The sequence below is a fragment of the Bradyrhizobium nitroreducens genome, assembly GCF_002776695.1.
Taxonomy (GTDB): domain Bacteria; phylum Pseudomonadota; class Alphaproteobacteria; order Rhizobiales; family Xanthobacteraceae; genus Bradyrhizobium; species Bradyrhizobium nitroreducens.
The window spans coordinates 5,095,351-5,110,413 of sequence record NZ_LFJC01000003.1; the positions used below are offsets into that span (position 1 = coordinate 5,095,351).

A 15,063-nucleotide genomic window follows, 5' to 3' on the forward strand; every position below is an offset into this window, starting at 1 on the left:
AGAAACACGAAGGGCGGCCGAAAGGCCGCCCTTTTGTTTGTGCCGCTCCGGGCAATTTGCGCCCCCTCTCCCGCACGCACGCGGGAGAGGTGGAGCACCGCCGCGTCAGGACGCCACGATGTCGTAGCGGTCGAGGTTCATCACCTTGGTCCAGGCCTTGGCGAAGTCCTGCACGAACTTCTCCTTGGAGTCCGAGGTCGCATAGACTTCGGCGAAGGCGCGGAGCTGCGAGTGCGCGCCGAAGATCAGATCGACGCGCGTGCCGGTCCACTTCACCGCATTGGTCTTGCGATCGCGGGCCTCGTAGCTGCCGTCGGCGACCGGCGTCCACTGCGCGCTCATGTCGAGCAGGTTGACGAAGAAGTCGTTGGAGAGCGTTCCCACCGTCTTGGTGAAGACACCGTGCTTCGACCCGTTCGCATTGGCGCCGAGCACGCGCAGACCGCCGACCAGGACGGTCATTTCCGGGCCGGTGAGCCTGAGCAGCTGGGCACGATCGACGAGCGCTTCTTCCTGCTGCATGAACTGATGCTTCTTGCCGACATAGTTGCGGAAGCCATCGGCCCGCGGCTCCAGCGGAGCGAAGGAGGCTGCGTCCGTCTGCTCCTGCGAGGCATCCATGCGACCCGGGGTGAACGCAACCTTGACGTCGACCCCGGCATCCTTCGCGGCCTTCTCGACCGCGGCGGTGCCGCCGAGGACGATGAGGTCCGCGAGCGAGACCTTCTTGGCGCCCGAGGACGCGTTGAAGTCCTTCTGGATCGCTTCCAGCTTGCCGAGCACCTTGGCGAGCTGGGCCGGCTGGTTCACCTCCCAGTCCTTCTGCGGGGCAAGACGGATGCGCGCGCCGTTGGCGCCGCCGCGCTTGTCCGAGCCGCGGAATGTCGAGGCCGACGCCCACGCCGTCGAGACCAGCTCGGAGACCGAAAGGCCGGAAGCCAGGATCTTGCTCTTCAGCGCAGCGATGTCCTGCTCGCTGGCCAGTTCGTGATCCACGGCCGGAATCGGATCCTGCCAGATCAGCGTCTCCTTCGGCACCAGAGGGCCGAGATAGCGCTGGATCGGGCCCATGTCGCGATGGGTGAGCTTGAACCAGGCGCGGGCGAAGGCGTCCGCGAACTGATCGGGATTTTCCAGGAAACGACGCGAGATCTTCTCATAGGCCGGATCGAAGCGCAGCGAGAGGTCGGTCGTCAGCATTCCCGGAGCGTGGCGCTTCGACGGATCGTGCGCGTCCGGCACCGTATTGGCGCCGGCGCCACCTTTTGGCGTCCACTGATGTGCACCACCCGGGCTCTTGGTCAGCTCCCACTCGTAGCCGAACAAATTCCAGAAGAAATTATTGCTCCACTTCGTGGGCGACGAGGTCCAGGTCACCTCAAGACCGCTGGTGATGGAATCGCCACCACGTCCCGAAGCATGCTTGCTCTTCCAGCCGAGGCCCTGATCTTCCAGCGCGCCCGCTTCCGGCTCCGGACCGACCAGCGACGGATCGCCCGCGCCGTGGGTCTTGCCGAAGGTGTGGCCGCCGGCGATCAGCGCGACGGTCTCTTCGTCGTTCATCGCCATGCGGGCGAAGGTCTCGCGGATGTCCTTGGCCGCGGCGACCGGATCCGGCTTGCCGTTCGGGCCTTCCGGGTTGACGTAGATCAGGCCCATCTGCACGGCGCCGAGCGGCTCGGCGAGCTGGCGTTCGCCGCTGTAGCGCTCATCGCCCAGCCAGGTGCCTTCGGGACCCCAATAAAGCTCTTCCGGCTCCCAGACGTCGGCGCGACCGCCCGCAAAGCCAAACGTCTTGAAGCCCATCGATTCCAGCGCGACGTTGCCGGCGAGCACCATCAGGTCGGCCCAGGAGATCTTGCGGCCATATTTCTGCTTGATCGGCCAGAGCAGCCGGCGCGCCTTGTCGAGGTTGGCGTTGTCGGGCCAGCTGTTGAGCGGCGCGAAACGTTGCTGACCGGCGCCGGCGCCGCCGCGGCCGTCGGTGGTGCGATAGGTGCCCGCGCTGTGCCAGGCCATGCGGATCATGAGACCGCCGTAGTGACCGAAGTCGGCCGGCCACCATTCCTGCGAGTCGGTCATCAGCGCGGTCAGGTCCTTGATGACCGCGTTGAGATCGAGCGTCTTGAATTCCTTGGCGTAGTCGAAATCCTTGCCCATGGGGTCGGACAGGGCGGAATTCTTGTGCAGGACCTCAATGTTGAGCTGCGTCGGCCACCAGTCGCGGTTCACGCGCGTGGGCTTTCCGCCCGAAAACGGGCACTTCGAAGAGTCGTCCATGAATACCTCCTCTGGTGGCGTCGAACTCGCGCCTTTTGACCAGGTAGAACCACTCTAGGCGTCGCGTTCGATCAGGGGAAGTTGACTTTAATGATCGCTGCAATAAGATTTGCTGATGCTGAACGTCACGCTGCGCCAGCTCCGGTATTTCGATGCGCTAGCCCGTCATGGTCATTTCGGCCGCGCCGCGGAGGCCTGCTCCATCTCGCAGCCGGCCTTGTCGATGCAGATCAAGGAGTTGGAGGAGGCGCTCGGCGGCCTGCTGCTGGAGCGCAGCGCGCGCCAGGTGGCGCTGACCCGGTTCGGCGAGGAGCTCGCGCAGCGCGTCCGCGACATTTTGCGCTCGGTCGATGAGCTCGGCGATTTCGCCCGCGCCTCGCAGGACCGTTTCGCGGGGCGCCTGCGCATCGGCATGATCCCGACGATTGCGCCCTATCTCCTGCCCAAGATCACAAAGAATCTCACGCGCATGCATCCCGAGCTCGACATCCGGGTGCGCGAGACCATGACGCCGCGCCTGATCCAGGAACTGGTGGAAGGGCGGCTCGACACCGCGATCGTGGCACTGCCGGTGTCCGAGCCCTCGCTCACCGAGGTCGCGCTGTTCGATGAAAAGTTTCTGCTGGTGCGCCCGGGATCCGATGAAGGCACGCCAGTGCCCTCGCGCGAGATGATGCGCGAGATGCGGCTGCTGCTCCTCGAAGAGGGACACTGTTTCCGCGATCAGGCGCTGTCGTTCTGCAACATGCAGTCGGCGCCGCCGCGCGAGATGCTGGACGCCAATTCGCTGTCGACGCTGGTCCAGATGGTGAGCGCCGGCATCGGCGTGACGTTGATCCCGGAGATGGCGGTGCCGGTGGAGACGCGATCGGCCTCAGTCTCGCTGGCGCGCTTCCGCGACCCGCAACCATCCCGCACCATCGGCATGGTCTGGCGCAAGACCAGCCCGCTGGCACGGCAGCTGCTGCAAATCTCGGAAGTGGTGTGCCTGTCGGCCGGCAAGGTGCGCGCACGGCAATCCGTGCGCAGCCAGCGAGCATAAGCTCGCGATGCCGCAGCCCGTCATCCGCCCCGCCCGCCCAGAGGAGTACGACGAGGTCGGCCGCGTCTGGATGGAGAGCTGGGTCTCGACCGGACTGGGCGAAGCGAGCGATTTCCTGCTGGCAAACCTTCGCGCGCGCATCAGGCACGAGATCAATGACGGGTGGAGCCTGTTCGTCGCCGACGATCACGGCACGATCGCCGCCATGCTGGCGCTGCATGTGCCGAGGCTCTATCTCGACATGCTTTTCGTTGCGCCGGCCTATCAAGGGAAATCGCTCGGCCGAAAGCTGCTGGCATTCACGCGCGCGAAAATGCCCCAGGAGATGTACCTGCGCTGCGTCCGCGAGAACGAGAAGGCCTGGCGCTGGTACGAGCGCGAGGGCTTTGTGTTCGAGAAGGAAGAGATCGAGCCGTCGAACGGCTTCATGATGAAGTACTATCGGTGGAAGCGGCAGTCGGCCGGATAAGCGGCGATCTCCTGGTGCAGCTTGCGGTTGTCACCGTCCTAATCTAGGGTGGGTGATCGATATTCTCTCGCTGCTGATGTCCTGGAATCCATGATTCGATCTGCTGCTTCCGCGATCGTTTTGCTGTCTTCTCTAGCTCTGGCAGCAGCTCAAACTCCTCCTGCAACCACCGCGCCACCCACGTCTCCCTCAAAGCCGACCGTCAAGAAAGCCGCGACGAAGCCGAAAACTGCGGCAGTCAAACCTGCCGAGCAGATGACCAGCGGTCCGTGCCGTCTCGGCGTAATCTCGGCAATCGGCGAGCATTACTCCGTACAGAAGTTCGGCGTGACAATCTTCGAGGCGGAAGCAGAGGAGGTCCCGATCGACTGGGGTCTCGATGATCTCGTTTTCGCGCGCGTGCGCGCGGCAACGAACAACGATTCCTCGATACGCAGGATCGCTTATCCCAAGGGCGCCTTCGATCCGTTCTATCATGCGAAGGCGATCTTCATCCCGGACCCCAAAGAGACTCTGCCGGTGATCGTGAAGGGGTTCACCGCGAATGCGAATTGCGATCGCTATCTCGTCGCGACCACTTTCAAGACGAAGCTGCCGAACTCGAACATGACGCTGAACGGCATCGGCACCTACAACCAGCGGCTCGGCAGCTTGATTCGGCACTCACACCTTTTCGCCAATGTTGCGATCACGTTGATTGACGGCCGCAGCTACGAACAGATCAAGCGCCCCCTTACGGATATCGGCGCGAACCTCGCCACAAGCATGCGTCTGTTTGAAGACCCGATCACGAAGCTCGACAATTCTCTATTCCCAGATCCGCCCGAAACAGCTTCGACCAACGCGGCGTTGCGCGAGAGGACGCGTGCGCTCGTCGTAGAACGGCTCGACCGGAACCTCCCCGGCTATCTAAAGGAAGAGTAAGCGCCCTTGCCGACACGACGCGCCAAAGGATCAAGTTTGGCTGCGCCTGCGAACACAGCCATATTCAGCATCATCGCCCGGCTGCTCGCCATTACGATCATCCTATGGTGTTTTTCAACTCAGGCTTCGGCACAAGCCCTACCGGAGACGGCACAAACAACAGTCAAACAAGCCAATGGTAAGCTAACCACGCGGCGTGAAGCGACGGGCAAGCCCGCTCCTATGGCCGGCGGCTCGTGCGACTTCGGTGTCGTCGTCACCACCGGCGATGAGTTCACGGTGCAGACGACCGGCCTGACCATATTTCAGAACAAGAAGACGGTGGTCCCGATCCCAGGCTGGGGACTGAGCGATCTGATCTTCGCGCGGACTCGCGCCGCGATCCCTGCCGGCGCGTCCGCTCTGAGAATCCCCTACAACCCGGCGAAATTTCCTCCCCGCGATGAGTCAAAGGACACGTTGAAAGACAGGTTGGTCCGCGATCCCAACGCGGAGCTGGCCGGATACATGCGCGAGGCCGTGAAAGGAACGAATTGCCGACACTACATCCAGATCCTCAATTCAATCAGTCCGATCGGGTCATCAAGCTATACGGTCCGCGGCTTCGGCATCCTCAACCAGGACGTGGTGCTCGGACGTCGCATCTTTCTCCACGCCCTGGCGTTTATCCGTATCTTTGACGGGCGCGACTTTGCCATCGTCAGACGGAGCTCTGCGCTGATCAACCTGGATCATTCGCTGGCGGTGCAGAGGTTTTTGGGCAAGCTCGTCGGCGGCCCTTATCGCGAGTTGCCCGCAGAATCGTTTCCAACGCGCCCTGAAGATGCCGCCGACAATTCCGCAATGCGCGACGGCGTGCGCGCCATGCTGGCGGAAAGCCTCGACAAGACGTTGCCGCTCTTGCTTGGACGTCGACCAGCAGCACGCCAAAGGGACACTGAACAACGTTGACCCACATATCGCTCACGCTGGTTGGCTTCTGGCTAGGCGTAGTGCGTTGCGAATGCGCGGCAAACGCGGCATGAATTGCGCGCTGTTGGCCTTCCGCCGATGAAAGGTTCCGCGCCATGATCAAGCTCTATTGGTCGCCCCGCTCGCGCTCGTTCACGACGCTCTGGCTGATGGAGGAGAGCGGCCTGCCCTATGAGCGCGTGCTGACCGACATCTCGACCGGCGCGCAGAAGGCACCGGACTTTCTGAAAATCAACCCGATGGGCAAGGTGCCGGCGCTCACCGACGGCGATGTCGCACTCGGCGAAGCGGCCGCGATCTGCGCCTACATCGCCGACCGCTATCCCGAGACCAAGCTGGCGCCTGATGTGACCGACCCGCGCCGCGGACGGTATCTGCAGTGGCTATTCTTTTCTCCCGGCTGCATCGAGCCCGCCATCATCCAGATCTTCACCAAGATCGAGATCCCGACATCGACCGCGGCCTGGGGCAGCGCGACACAGGTGTTCGACGTGCTGGAAGCCGCGCTCGCCAAGGGACCGTGGATTCTCGGCGAGGAATTTTCCGCGGCCGACGTCACGATCGGCTCGGGCCTGAACTTCGCAGTGCGCCAGTTCAAAATGGTGCCGTCGCGCCCGGCCTTCGATGCCTATCTGGCGCGTTGTCTGGCGCGGCCGGCATTCCAGCGCGCGGAGAAGATCGCGGCGGGCTGAGGACGCCGCGTCTACAGCTTGATCTTGAGGACGGCGAGCCCGGACTGCTGAACCAGTCCTGAGGACGTCGCTGCAACACCGTAGCGAATGCCGAGATCAAACCCCTTGCCATCGGCTGCGACGAGGCCAAGCGCGGTCGAGTAGATCCAGGGCGATAGTGCAAGGCCGTTGGTGACGAAACTATCGCCGCCGCCGGCAAATGCCGACTTGATCTGCAATCCCTGGTTCAACGTGTTGTAGCCGACGCCGACATCACTGGTGAGATAGACCTGCTTCGCGATCTGGTATGCCCCCTTCAGCCCGGCCGTCACTGTCAGCTCGCGATAGGTTTGGGCGTCTACGTTGAGGCTGAATCCGCCCGCGCCGGCCTCCTGATAGGCGGGCGAGCGAACCTGCCCATAGTCCAGCCGCAGCGACGGCGCGATGGTTAGTCCCGGCTCGACCGGGATCATCTTGCGGACGCCGGTTCCGACGTGACCGCTGTAGGAGCGATAGCCGGCGCCGGCCGTGCTGCCAATGAAGGTGAGCGAGCGGCTCTCGCTGTTGTCATTCAGCGCACCGTCGAGTTGGCCATCGATTTGAATGCCATGACCGAGCGCATAGGCGCCATAGAGGCCCGCCTGATAAGAATCGATGGAGAGCCGGTTTGGCACGGCGTCGTCGCTGCCGGTGATGGCCTGATGCGAATAGGCGAACACGCCGCCGAGCATCGCGCGCGGCGAGATCGTCGCGTCTGCGCCAACCGCGATGCCGCCACCGGACGCGTTATAGCCGGGGACACCATCGACGCCAGCCTGCCGGGTGCTGCCGCCGAGCGGCTTCATCCAAAGATTTCGCTCGGGCGTGACGCCCGTGTTGTCCATCCCGAGCACACCGTCGAGCCGCCCCGTCATCGCCTGCTGGAACACGCGTTGCGTGGCGTAGGTCGCCTGCGACGCCGCACCGGTGAGAACGGGCAAGGTCTGGTTGACCGCGTTGACGAGACCGGAGCCGCTGAGATTGTCGAGCGCAGTGAAGCCGGCTGCCATGCTCCCCGTCCAGCCGAGCGAGGTCGCCGACAGGCGATAGAGCATGTCGGCTGCACCGAGGCCCGCGCGGCTGTTCTGCGCCTGAAGCGTTTCCGCATAGGGGCGCACCAAAGAGAGATAGGCGATGCCGCCGGTCGGATTGCCGGAGAGATCGTAGGTGCTGACGAGCATTTGCGCGCCCGAGGCATCGCCGCTGGCTGCACCATAGAGGCTGGCGAGCGTACCCTTCGAGAGCGTGTTGAAGAGCACATTGCCCTCCGGCGTTACCGAGCCCAGCAGCGTGAAGTTGGCGGCACTGCTTCCGGCGGGGGCGACGCCCGCACCCCAGAAATACCCATTCTGATAATTCGTGATGACGAAACGGCCGGGGGCCGACGTGCCGAACAACGCGTTGCTGGTGATCCGCCACGGCGTGCCTGAGGTCCACGCCCATTGCGGAACGGAGTTGGCGGGAACGGGCTGCGAAGCCGGCGGCGTGAAGGTCGCGGGATCGTAGGGGAGCATGTAGGCCCAGTGCGTCACGAGCACGCTGTCGCCCGTGATCATCTGCATCTCCATCGAGGTCACGCCACCCACGGTTCGCATATGGCCGAGGCCAACCGTCACCGCGCCGCCGGATGTCGGGGTGAACTGCATGGTGATCTGGCCCGCGGTCGTGACAAAACCCTGGATGGTCGAGGTATCGGTCAGAAGAGCGGGCCCGATCTTGAGTTGTGCCACGCTCGTTCCGGTGAACGAGCCGTTGGTTGCCGTCGCGAGCGACCACAGGGTCTGGTCGCCGATCGGGGTCGGATTGGAGAAGCCGGTCTTCGGCGCGGCATAGGCCAACAGCTGCGCCGTCGGGACATACCAGTTGGTGTTGGAGAGGGTCGCGTCCCAGATCGTCGACTGTGCCTGGGCATGCGAACCGCCGCACAGCAGCATCGCGCCCGCAACGGCCGCCAGCGCGCTCGCGCGACACATCGCATGCAGCCTTGGCACGATCACTCCTCCCGAGCCGCTGGAGAAACGATCCTACGGCGTCACGGGGGAGCAGCAAGCATGATTTGACGGGCGAGTCAGCCCCATGATCGTGGGGCAGGAGGAAGGGCGCGGTCTATTCAGTCTTCAAATCGTCCGGCCGCGGCATCAGGACGATGTTGTAACCGGAATCGACATAGTGGATCTCGCCGGTCACGCCGCCGGACAGATCCGACAGCAGATACAGCGCCGAGCCGCCGAGCTCGTCGAGCGTGACGCCGCGACGCAGCGGCGAATGCTTTTGCATGAAGGCGAACATCGCGCGTGCCTCGCCGATGCCGGAGCCTGCGAGCGTGCGGATGGGACCGGCGGAGATCGCGTTGACGCGGATGCCGCGCGGTCCGAAATCGGAAGCGAGATAGCGCACCGAGGCTTCCAGCGCCGCCTTGGCCACGCCCATCACGTTGTAGTTCGGCATCGCGCGTTCCGAGGCGCCGAAGGTCAACGTGATCATGCTGCCGCCGTCCGTCATCAATTCGGCGGCGCGCTTGGCGATTTCCGTGAACGAGAAGCAGGAGATCACCATGGTGCGCGAAAAATTCTCGCGGCTGGTGTCGGCGTAGCGGCCCTTCAGCTCGTTCTTGTCGGCAAAGCCGATCGCGTGGATGACGAAGTCGAGCTTGCCCCATTTTTCGCGAAGCGCCGCGAACGTGGCATCGACGCTGGCGATGTCCTCGACGTCGCAGGGCAGCACCAGATCCACACCGAGCGATTCTGCCAGCGGTTTGACGCGCCTGCCGAGAGCTTCGCCCTGGAAGGTGAAGGCAAGCTCGGCGCCGTGAGCGTGCAGCGTCTTGGCCATGCCCCAGGCGATCGAATGATCATTGGCGACGCCCATGATCAGACCGCGCTTGCCCTTCATCAAACCTTCCATGGCCTCGCCACTCCCAACCATTCGTGGTCATCGCCCGCCTAGTGCGCAATTGCGCACAGGGGCGGGCGATCCAGTATTCCAGAGACGTTCGTGAAAATTTGAAAAGCCGCGGCGTACTGGATGCCCCGCCCCCGTGCGCAATTGCGCACTAGGCGGGGCATGACGAAATCCGTGCTCACACATCCATCCGGCTGAACACCAGCGTGGCATTGGTGCCGCCGAAGCCGAACGAATTCGACAGCACGGTGCCGATCTTGACGTTGTCGATGCGCTTGCGCACGATCGGCATGTCGGCGAACACGGGGTCGAGCTCCTGGATGTGCGCGCTCTCGCAGATGAAGCCGTTGTTCATCATCAACAGCGAGTAGATCGCCTCCTGCACGCCGGTGGCACCCAGCGAATGGCCGGTCAGCGCCTTGGTCGCCGAGATCGGCGGGCACTTCTCACCAGAGCCGAACACGCGGCGGAGCGCATCGATCTCCGGGGGATCGCCGGCCGGCGTCGAGGTCGCGTGCGGATTGATGTAGTCGACCTTGGTCTTCACCGTCGACATCGCCATGCGCATGCAGCGCTCGGCGCCTTCGCCCGACGGCGCAACCATGTCGTAGCCGTCCGAGGTCGCACCGTAACCGACGATCTCGCCGTAGATGCGGGCGCCGCGCGCCTTGGCATGCTCGAGCTCTTCCAGCACCAGCACACCGGCGCCGCCGGCGATGACGAAGCCGTCACGGTTGAGGTCGTAGGGACGCGAGGCCGTGGCCGGCGTGTCGTTGTACTTCGAGGACATCGCGCCCATGGCGTCGAACAGCACCGACAGCGACCAGTCGAGCTCCTCGCAGCCGCCGGCGAAGATGACGTCCTGCTTGCCGATCTGGATCGTCTCATAGGCATTGCCGACGCAATGGTTCGACGTCGCGCAGGCCGAGGAGATCGAGTAGTTCACGCCCTTGATCTTGAACCAGGTCGCAAGCGTCGCGGAGGCCGTGGACGACATCGCCTTCGGCACTGCAAACGGTCCGACGCGCTTCGGTCCCTTGGTGCGGGTGATGTCGGCGGATTCGACGATGGTGCGTGCCGAAGGACCGCCGGAGCCCATGATGATGCCGGTGCGGATGTTGGAGACTTCCTCAGGGCTCAGACCGGAGTCCTGAATCGCCTGCTCCATCGCAATGTGATTCCACGCCGCGCCCTGGCCGAGGAAGCGCATGGCGCGGCGGTCGACCACCGTCGCGGGATCGAGCGTCGGCGCGCCTTGCACCTGCGAACGAAAGCCGAGCTCGGCATATTTCTCAGCCCGAGAAATGCCCGACTTCGCCTCGTGAAGGCTCGCAAGCACTTCCTGGGTGTTGTTTCCGATCGACGAGACGATGCCCATCCCGGTGACCACAACCCGCCTCATGACAGCCTCGCCCTGCTCGTTGTCTTCTTGCTCGTTGTCTACGTGGTGATGCGCTCAGCCCAGGCTCGTGCCCTGCTTGAACAGGCCGACCTTCAGGTCCTTGGCGCGATAAATAATCTGGTCATCGACCGAAAGCCACCCGTCGGCGATACCGAGCACCAGCTTTGAACGCATCACGCGTTTGATATCGACGTTGTACACAACCTTGCGCGCCTCGGGCAGTACCTGGCCACTGAACTTCAGCTCGTTCAGACCGAGCGCGCGACCGCGACCTTCGCCCCCGGTCCAGCCGAGATAGAAGCCGACCATTTGCCACAGCGCGTCGAGGCCGAGGCAGCCGGGCATCACCGGGTCGTTCTTGAAGTGGCAGCCGAAGAACCAGAGGTCGGGCTTCACGTCGAGCTCGGCGCGCACCAGCCCCTTGCCGAACTCGCCGCCATTGTCGTTGATCTCGGTGATGCGGTCGAACATCAGCATCGGCGGCAACGGCAGCTGGGCATTGCCCGGGCCGAACATCTCGCCGCGGGCACACGCCAGCAAGTCCTCGTATTCGTAACCGTTGCGCCTGTTCAGCATGCACGAGCCTCTGTTCAAATTCCGATTGAGCGGCGTTCTTTGGCGAAAATGGGCCCCGTCTCGGTCGGAGAGCAACGCCAATTGCCGTCGTCAGGCGCAGCTCCCGCAAGCCCCGGATGGACTGCCGGCCGGGCTTCCATGCCCGGCTGCGCCAAAATCGGCTAAGCGGAACCGCGCGCTCTCTAACACAGGCCATTTCAGGTGGCAAAGCGCATCCATGAAGGTAAAATGACGCGATCCGGGCTCGGTTCCAAGACTGCTTAGAACCTTCAAGGCTGATTAGAACCTCTCTAGTTGCGAGAAACTTGCATCTGCATCTTTCTCTTCCTATATTGCGGAGAGATATTGTTCACGCGTGCCTGAAATCTGGAAATGAGCGAGAATACCGCGCCCCATCACGACGACGACGTCCACGCCGCGGCCCTCCTGTCCGGCCGCCAGCCGGCTCTGACCGGCTGTCCCTGGCACGACGTCAACGAAATGCTCCAGTCCGCCGGGCTTCGTCCGACGCGCCAGCGCATGGCGCTCGGCTGGCTGCTGTTCGGCAAGGGTGCGCGTCACCTGACGGCTGAAATGCTCTACGAGGAAGCGACCCTGGCCAAGGTTCCGGTGTCGCTGGCGACCGTCTACAACACACTGAACCAGCTCACCGATGCCGGCCTGCTCCGCCAGGTCAGTGTCGACGGTACCAAGACCTATTTCGACACCAACGTCACCACCCACCACCACTACTACCTCGAGAACAGCCATGAGCTGGTCGACATCGAGGATCCGCATCTGGCGCTGTCCAAGATGCCGGAGGTGCCCGAGGGTTACGAAATCGCGCGCATCGACATGGTCGTGCGCCTGCGCAAGAAGCGCTAGACAGGCCCCGAAATCCAATATGGTCGTCATGGCCGGGCCTGTCCCGGCCATCTACCGTTTTTGGACTAGGCGCGAAGGACGTGGATGCCCGGGACGAGCCCGGGCATGACGCTGGAGCAGCAGCTTACCCGCGGCCCAAAGACGTCAATTCACCTGCTCGTCGGAATACACACCCCAGAGCCGCTCCTGCTGGATCCAGCCATCGAAGCCGTTGCCGGTGACGCGGCACCAGTTTGCAGCGCACTTCTTCACCTGCGTGACGACTCCGGCCTGGAGCTTTGCTGCAACTGCGCTGTCAGGATCGGCCCGGTCGTAGATCGGGGCGAGTTCATCCTTGTGCTTCATGGTGACCACCGCGGTGCGGCGGCCCGACAGCAGCGAGTGATAGACCCAGCCCTCGGCGCCTTCGGAATCGCGCACCCGGCGCCAGTTCTCGAACTCGGCGGTAATTTCGACCGGCAAGCCGGCGCGGGTATAGACCCAGGCCACGTCATTGTCCTTGGTCGGGCCGGCGCGGACGTTGACGTGATCCGATTTGAGGCTGACGTAGCGCGGCACCGGCAGGCCGCTGGCGGTCTGCGGGGTATTGTCCTTGGCCGAATGCGAGGGGCCGACCGAGGCGCTCAACCAGGTGCAAACGAGCGCCATCACAGAACAAAAACGCCCCAACGCCATCTACCCGTCTCCCGTCGCAGACCCGGCCGAGCCGGGTCCTCACTCCAAAATCCAAAACCTGCCGCGTCAGCCCTCTCCCGCCCCACGCGGGTGTTCCCAAAGCCTTAAACCCGTGGTTCTTGTCTTGGCCCGGCCTTCTGCTAGAGAGGACGGGCACTTGAACAACCAGTTTGCCCCGATTTTCCGGCCGGAAATATCGGGAGAACTTGAAGGAAACGCCGGGGACGGACACGGCAAGGGCAGTGTCGAACAACCGGGTTAATGAGGCCTCAACGACCGACCTTTGGCGACAGAGGTGGCCTGCGACGCCTCATGAGAGCAGGACATGTCGGTGAAGAAAAAGCCCCTCGTCGTCGTGACGCGCAAGCTGCCGGATTCGATCGAGACGCGGATGCGCGAATTGTTCGACGCGCGGATCAATCTCGAGGACACGCCGATGTCGGCCGAGCAGCTCGCGGAAGCCGCGCGCACCGCCGACGTTCTGGTTCCAACCGTCACCGACCATATCAGCGCCGACATCGTCAACCAGGCGGACTGCAAGCTGCGGCTGATCGCCAATTTCGGCAACGGCGTCGACAATATCGACGTCGAGGCCGCGCATGCCCGCGGCATCACCGTCACCAACACGCCGAAGGTCCTGACCGAGGATACCGCCGACATGACCATGGCGCTGATCCTGGCCGTGCCGCGCCGGATGATCGAAGGCGCCTCGATCCTGACGGAGGGAAAACCCTGGGCGGGCTGGTCGCCGACCTGGATGCTCGGCCACCGCATCGGGGGCAAGCGCCTCGGCATCATCGGCATGGGCCGCATCGGCCAGGCGGTCGCGCGCCGCGCCCGCGCCTTCGGCCTGCAGATCCACTATCACAACCGCCGTCCCGTCGCGCCGAAGATCGCCGAAGAGTTGGGCGCGACCTATTGGGAGAGCCTCGACCAGATGCTGGCGCGAATGGACATCATCTCGGTGAACTGTCCGCACACGCCGGCGACCTATCATCTGCTCTCGGCACGGCGGCTGAAGCTGATCCGGAAAGACGCCTACATCGTCAACACCGCGCGCGGCGAGGTGACGGACGAGGACACGCTGATCAAGCTGATCGAAGGCGGCGAGATCGCCGGCGCCGGCCTCGACGTCTACGAGCACGAGCCCGCGGTCAACCCGAAGCTGGTGCGGCTCGCCAAGGCCGGCAAGGTGACGCTGCTGCCGCATATGGGCTCGGCCACGATCGAAGGCCGCGTCGAGATGGGCGAGAAGGTGATCATCAACATCCGCACCTTCCTCGACGCCCACAAGCCGCCGGATCGCGTGCTGCCGAGCATGCTCTGAGGTTCATTTGCCGCGCGTTTCGCGCTTGCGCCAGTTCGCGACGAAATCGATGAACGCGCGCAGGGCGGGCGGCGTCTGGCGCCGGCTCGGATAGTACAGGAACGGGCCCGGGAACGGCTCGCACCAATCTTCCATCAGGCTGACCAGCGCACCGGACTTCACGGCTTCGCCGACATAGCCATCGAGCGTCGCCCAGATCCCGACGCCGTCGAGAGCGGCGCGCATCGCAAGGTTCATGTTGGTCGAGATCAGCTTTGCGGGCGGATCGACCTTGACGACATGGCCCGCTTTCTCGAACTCCAGATCGTGCATGACGCCGCTCGAGTAGCGCGCGCGGATGCAATCATGATCGAGCAGATCCTTCGGATGCTTCGGCCTGCCGCAGCGCGCGAGATAATCAGGCGAAGCGACGACGACGTAACTCTGCGGGCCGCTTAGCGGGATCGCCACCATGTCCTGCGCGAGATGCTCGCCATAGCGCACGCCTGCGTCGAAGCCGGCGCTGACGATATCGACGAAGCCGCTTTCGGAGACGATGTCGAGATCGACCTGCGGATGCACGCTCAGAAACGGGCCGACCATCGGCGCCAGCACGAGATCGACCGCCGGAGGCGGCGCATTGATCCGCAGGCGGCCCGAGGCAACCTCGCGAAGGCCGCGGACCTGGTCCAGGGCATCGCCGACATCGCGGAGCGCCGGGGCGACGCGGGACAGCAGCAGCTCGCCCGCTTCGGTCAGCGCGACACTGCGGGTGGTGCGGTTCATCAGGCGGACGCCGAGGCGCTCCTCTAGGTCCCGCAGCCGCTGGCTGAGGCCCGATACGGAGATACGCATGTCGACCGCCGCCCGCCGGAAATTACGGGTGCGGGCAACCGCCACGAAGGCGTCGAGATCGCGCAGATCGGGATCGGCCATTGTTCA

14 protein-coding genes are annotated in these 15,063 nt (G+C 63.8%); 7 read left to right on the forward strand and 7 right to left on the reverse strand.

Annotation, left to right across the window (positions count from 1 at the left end; all coding sequences use genetic code 11):
• Window positions 1-105 precede the first annotated feature (105 nt).
• On the reverse strand, window positions 106-2,280 hold the full coding sequence (gene katG, locus TSA1_RS24660; protein ID WP_100178602.1) for a catalase/peroxidase HPI: 2,175 nt from the start codon (window positions 2,278-2,280) through the stop codon (window positions 106-108).
• A 115-nt stretch (window positions 2,281-2,395) separates the two neighbouring features.
• On the opposite strand from katG, the gene TSA1_RS24665 reads away from it, so the two are divergent.
• The 5 genes from TSA1_RS24665 to TSA1_RS24685 all read left to right on the forward strand — a co-directional run bounded on the left by TSA1_RS24665 (window position 2,396) and on the right by TSA1_RS24685 (window position 6,379).
• Window positions 2,396-3,322 carry a hydrogen peroxide-inducible genes activator gene (locus TSA1_RS24665; protein ID WP_100178603.1) on the forward strand — a complete coding sequence of 309 codons (927 nt, stop codon included), beginning with the start codon at window positions 2,396-2,398 and terminating at the stop codon, window positions 3,320-3,322.
• 7 nt (window positions 3,323-3,329) lie between these two features.
• Window positions 3,330-3,791 (forward strand): GNAT family N-acetyltransferase, encoded by a 462-nt coding sequence (locus tag TSA1_RS24670; protein ID WP_100178604.1) that lies wholly within the window; start codon window positions 3,330-3,332, stop codon window positions 3,789-3,791.
• A 90-nt stretch (window positions 3,792-3,881) separates the two neighbouring features.
• Complete coding sequence (locus TSA1_RS24675; RefSeq protein ID WP_100178605.1) at window positions 3,882-4,715, forward strand: hypothetical protein; 834 nt, start codon at window positions 3,882-3,884, stop codon at window positions 4,713-4,715.
• Between the two features lie 36 nt (window positions 4,716-4,751).
• Complete coding sequence (locus TSA1_RS24680) at window positions 4,752-5,666, forward strand: hypothetical protein (protein WP_245448405.1); 915 nt, start codon at window positions 4,752-4,754, stop codon at window positions 5,664-5,666.
• A gap of 116 nt (window positions 5,667-5,782) precedes the next feature.
• Window positions 5,783-6,379, forward strand: coding sequence for a glutathione S-transferase family protein (locus TSA1_RS24685; RefSeq protein WP_100178606.1), 597 nt, complete (start codon window positions 5,783-5,785; stop codon window positions 6,377-6,379).
• Between the two features lie 11 nt (window positions 6,380-6,390).
• Here the strand turns inward: TSA1_RS24685 and TSA1_RS24690 are convergent, their stop codons facing one another.
• The 4 genes from TSA1_RS24690 to fabA all read right to left on the reverse strand — a co-directional run bounded on the left by TSA1_RS24690 (window position 6,391) and on the right by fabA (window position 11,276).
• Window positions 6,391-8,370: an autotransporter family protein gene (locus TSA1_RS24690; protein WP_100181314.1), complete on the reverse strand. Its 1,980-nt coding sequence runs from the start codon at window positions 8,368-8,370 to the stop codon at window positions 6,391-6,393.
• A gap of 133 nt (window positions 8,371-8,503) precedes the next feature.
• Window positions 8,504-9,301: an enoyl-ACP reductase FabI gene (gene fabI, locus TSA1_RS24695; RefSeq protein ID WP_100178607.1), complete on the reverse strand. Its 798-nt coding sequence runs from the start codon at window positions 9,299-9,301 to the stop codon at window positions 8,504-8,506.
• Between the two features lie 175 nt (window positions 9,302-9,476).
• Window positions 9,477-10,700 (reverse strand): beta-ketoacyl-ACP synthase I, encoded by a 1,224-nt coding sequence (gene fabB, locus TSA1_RS24700; protein ID WP_100178608.1) that lies wholly within the window; start codon window positions 10,698-10,700, stop codon window positions 9,477-9,479.
• 54 nt (window positions 10,701-10,754) lie between these two features.
• On the reverse strand, window positions 10,755-11,276 hold the full coding sequence (gene fabA / locus TSA1_RS24705; protein WP_092289360.1) for a bifunctional 3-hydroxydecanoyl-ACP dehydratase/trans-2-decenoyl-ACP isomerase: 522 nt from the start codon (window positions 11,274-11,276) through the stop codon (window positions 10,755-10,757).
• A gap of 372 nt (window positions 11,277-11,648) precedes the next feature.
• Here fabA and irrA point away from each other — a divergent pair, with 372 nt between their 5' ends.
• Complete coding sequence (irrA, locus tag TSA1_RS24710) at window positions 11,649-12,140, forward strand: iron response transcriptional regulator IrrA (RefSeq protein ID WP_008131763.1); 492 nt, start codon at window positions 11,649-11,651, stop codon at window positions 12,138-12,140.
• A 144-nt stretch (window positions 12,141-12,284) separates the two neighbouring features.
• Here the strand turns inward: irrA and TSA1_RS24715 are convergent, their stop codons facing one another.
• On the reverse strand, window positions 12,285-12,815 hold the full coding sequence (locus TSA1_RS24715; RefSeq protein WP_100178609.1) for an SH3 domain-containing protein: 531 nt from the start codon (window positions 12,813-12,815) through the stop codon (window positions 12,285-12,287).
• A gap of 325 nt (window positions 12,816-13,140) precedes the next feature.
• Here TSA1_RS24715 and TSA1_RS24720 point away from each other — a divergent pair, with 325 nt between their 5' ends.
• A complete protein-coding gene (locus TSA1_RS24720; RefSeq protein ID WP_100178610.1) occupies window positions 13,141-14,142 on the forward strand; it encodes a 2-hydroxyacid dehydrogenase in 1,002 nt (333 codons plus the stop codon).
• 3 nt (window positions 14,143-14,145) lie between these two features.
• On the opposite strand, the gene TSA1_RS24725 is transcribed toward TSA1_RS24720, so the two are convergent.
• Window positions 14,146-15,057, reverse strand: coding sequence for a LysR family transcriptional regulator (locus TSA1_RS24725; RefSeq protein ID WP_100178611.1), 912 nt, complete (start codon window positions 15,055-15,057; stop codon window positions 14,146-14,148).
• Between the last annotated feature and the right edge of the window lie 6 nt (window positions 15,058-15,063).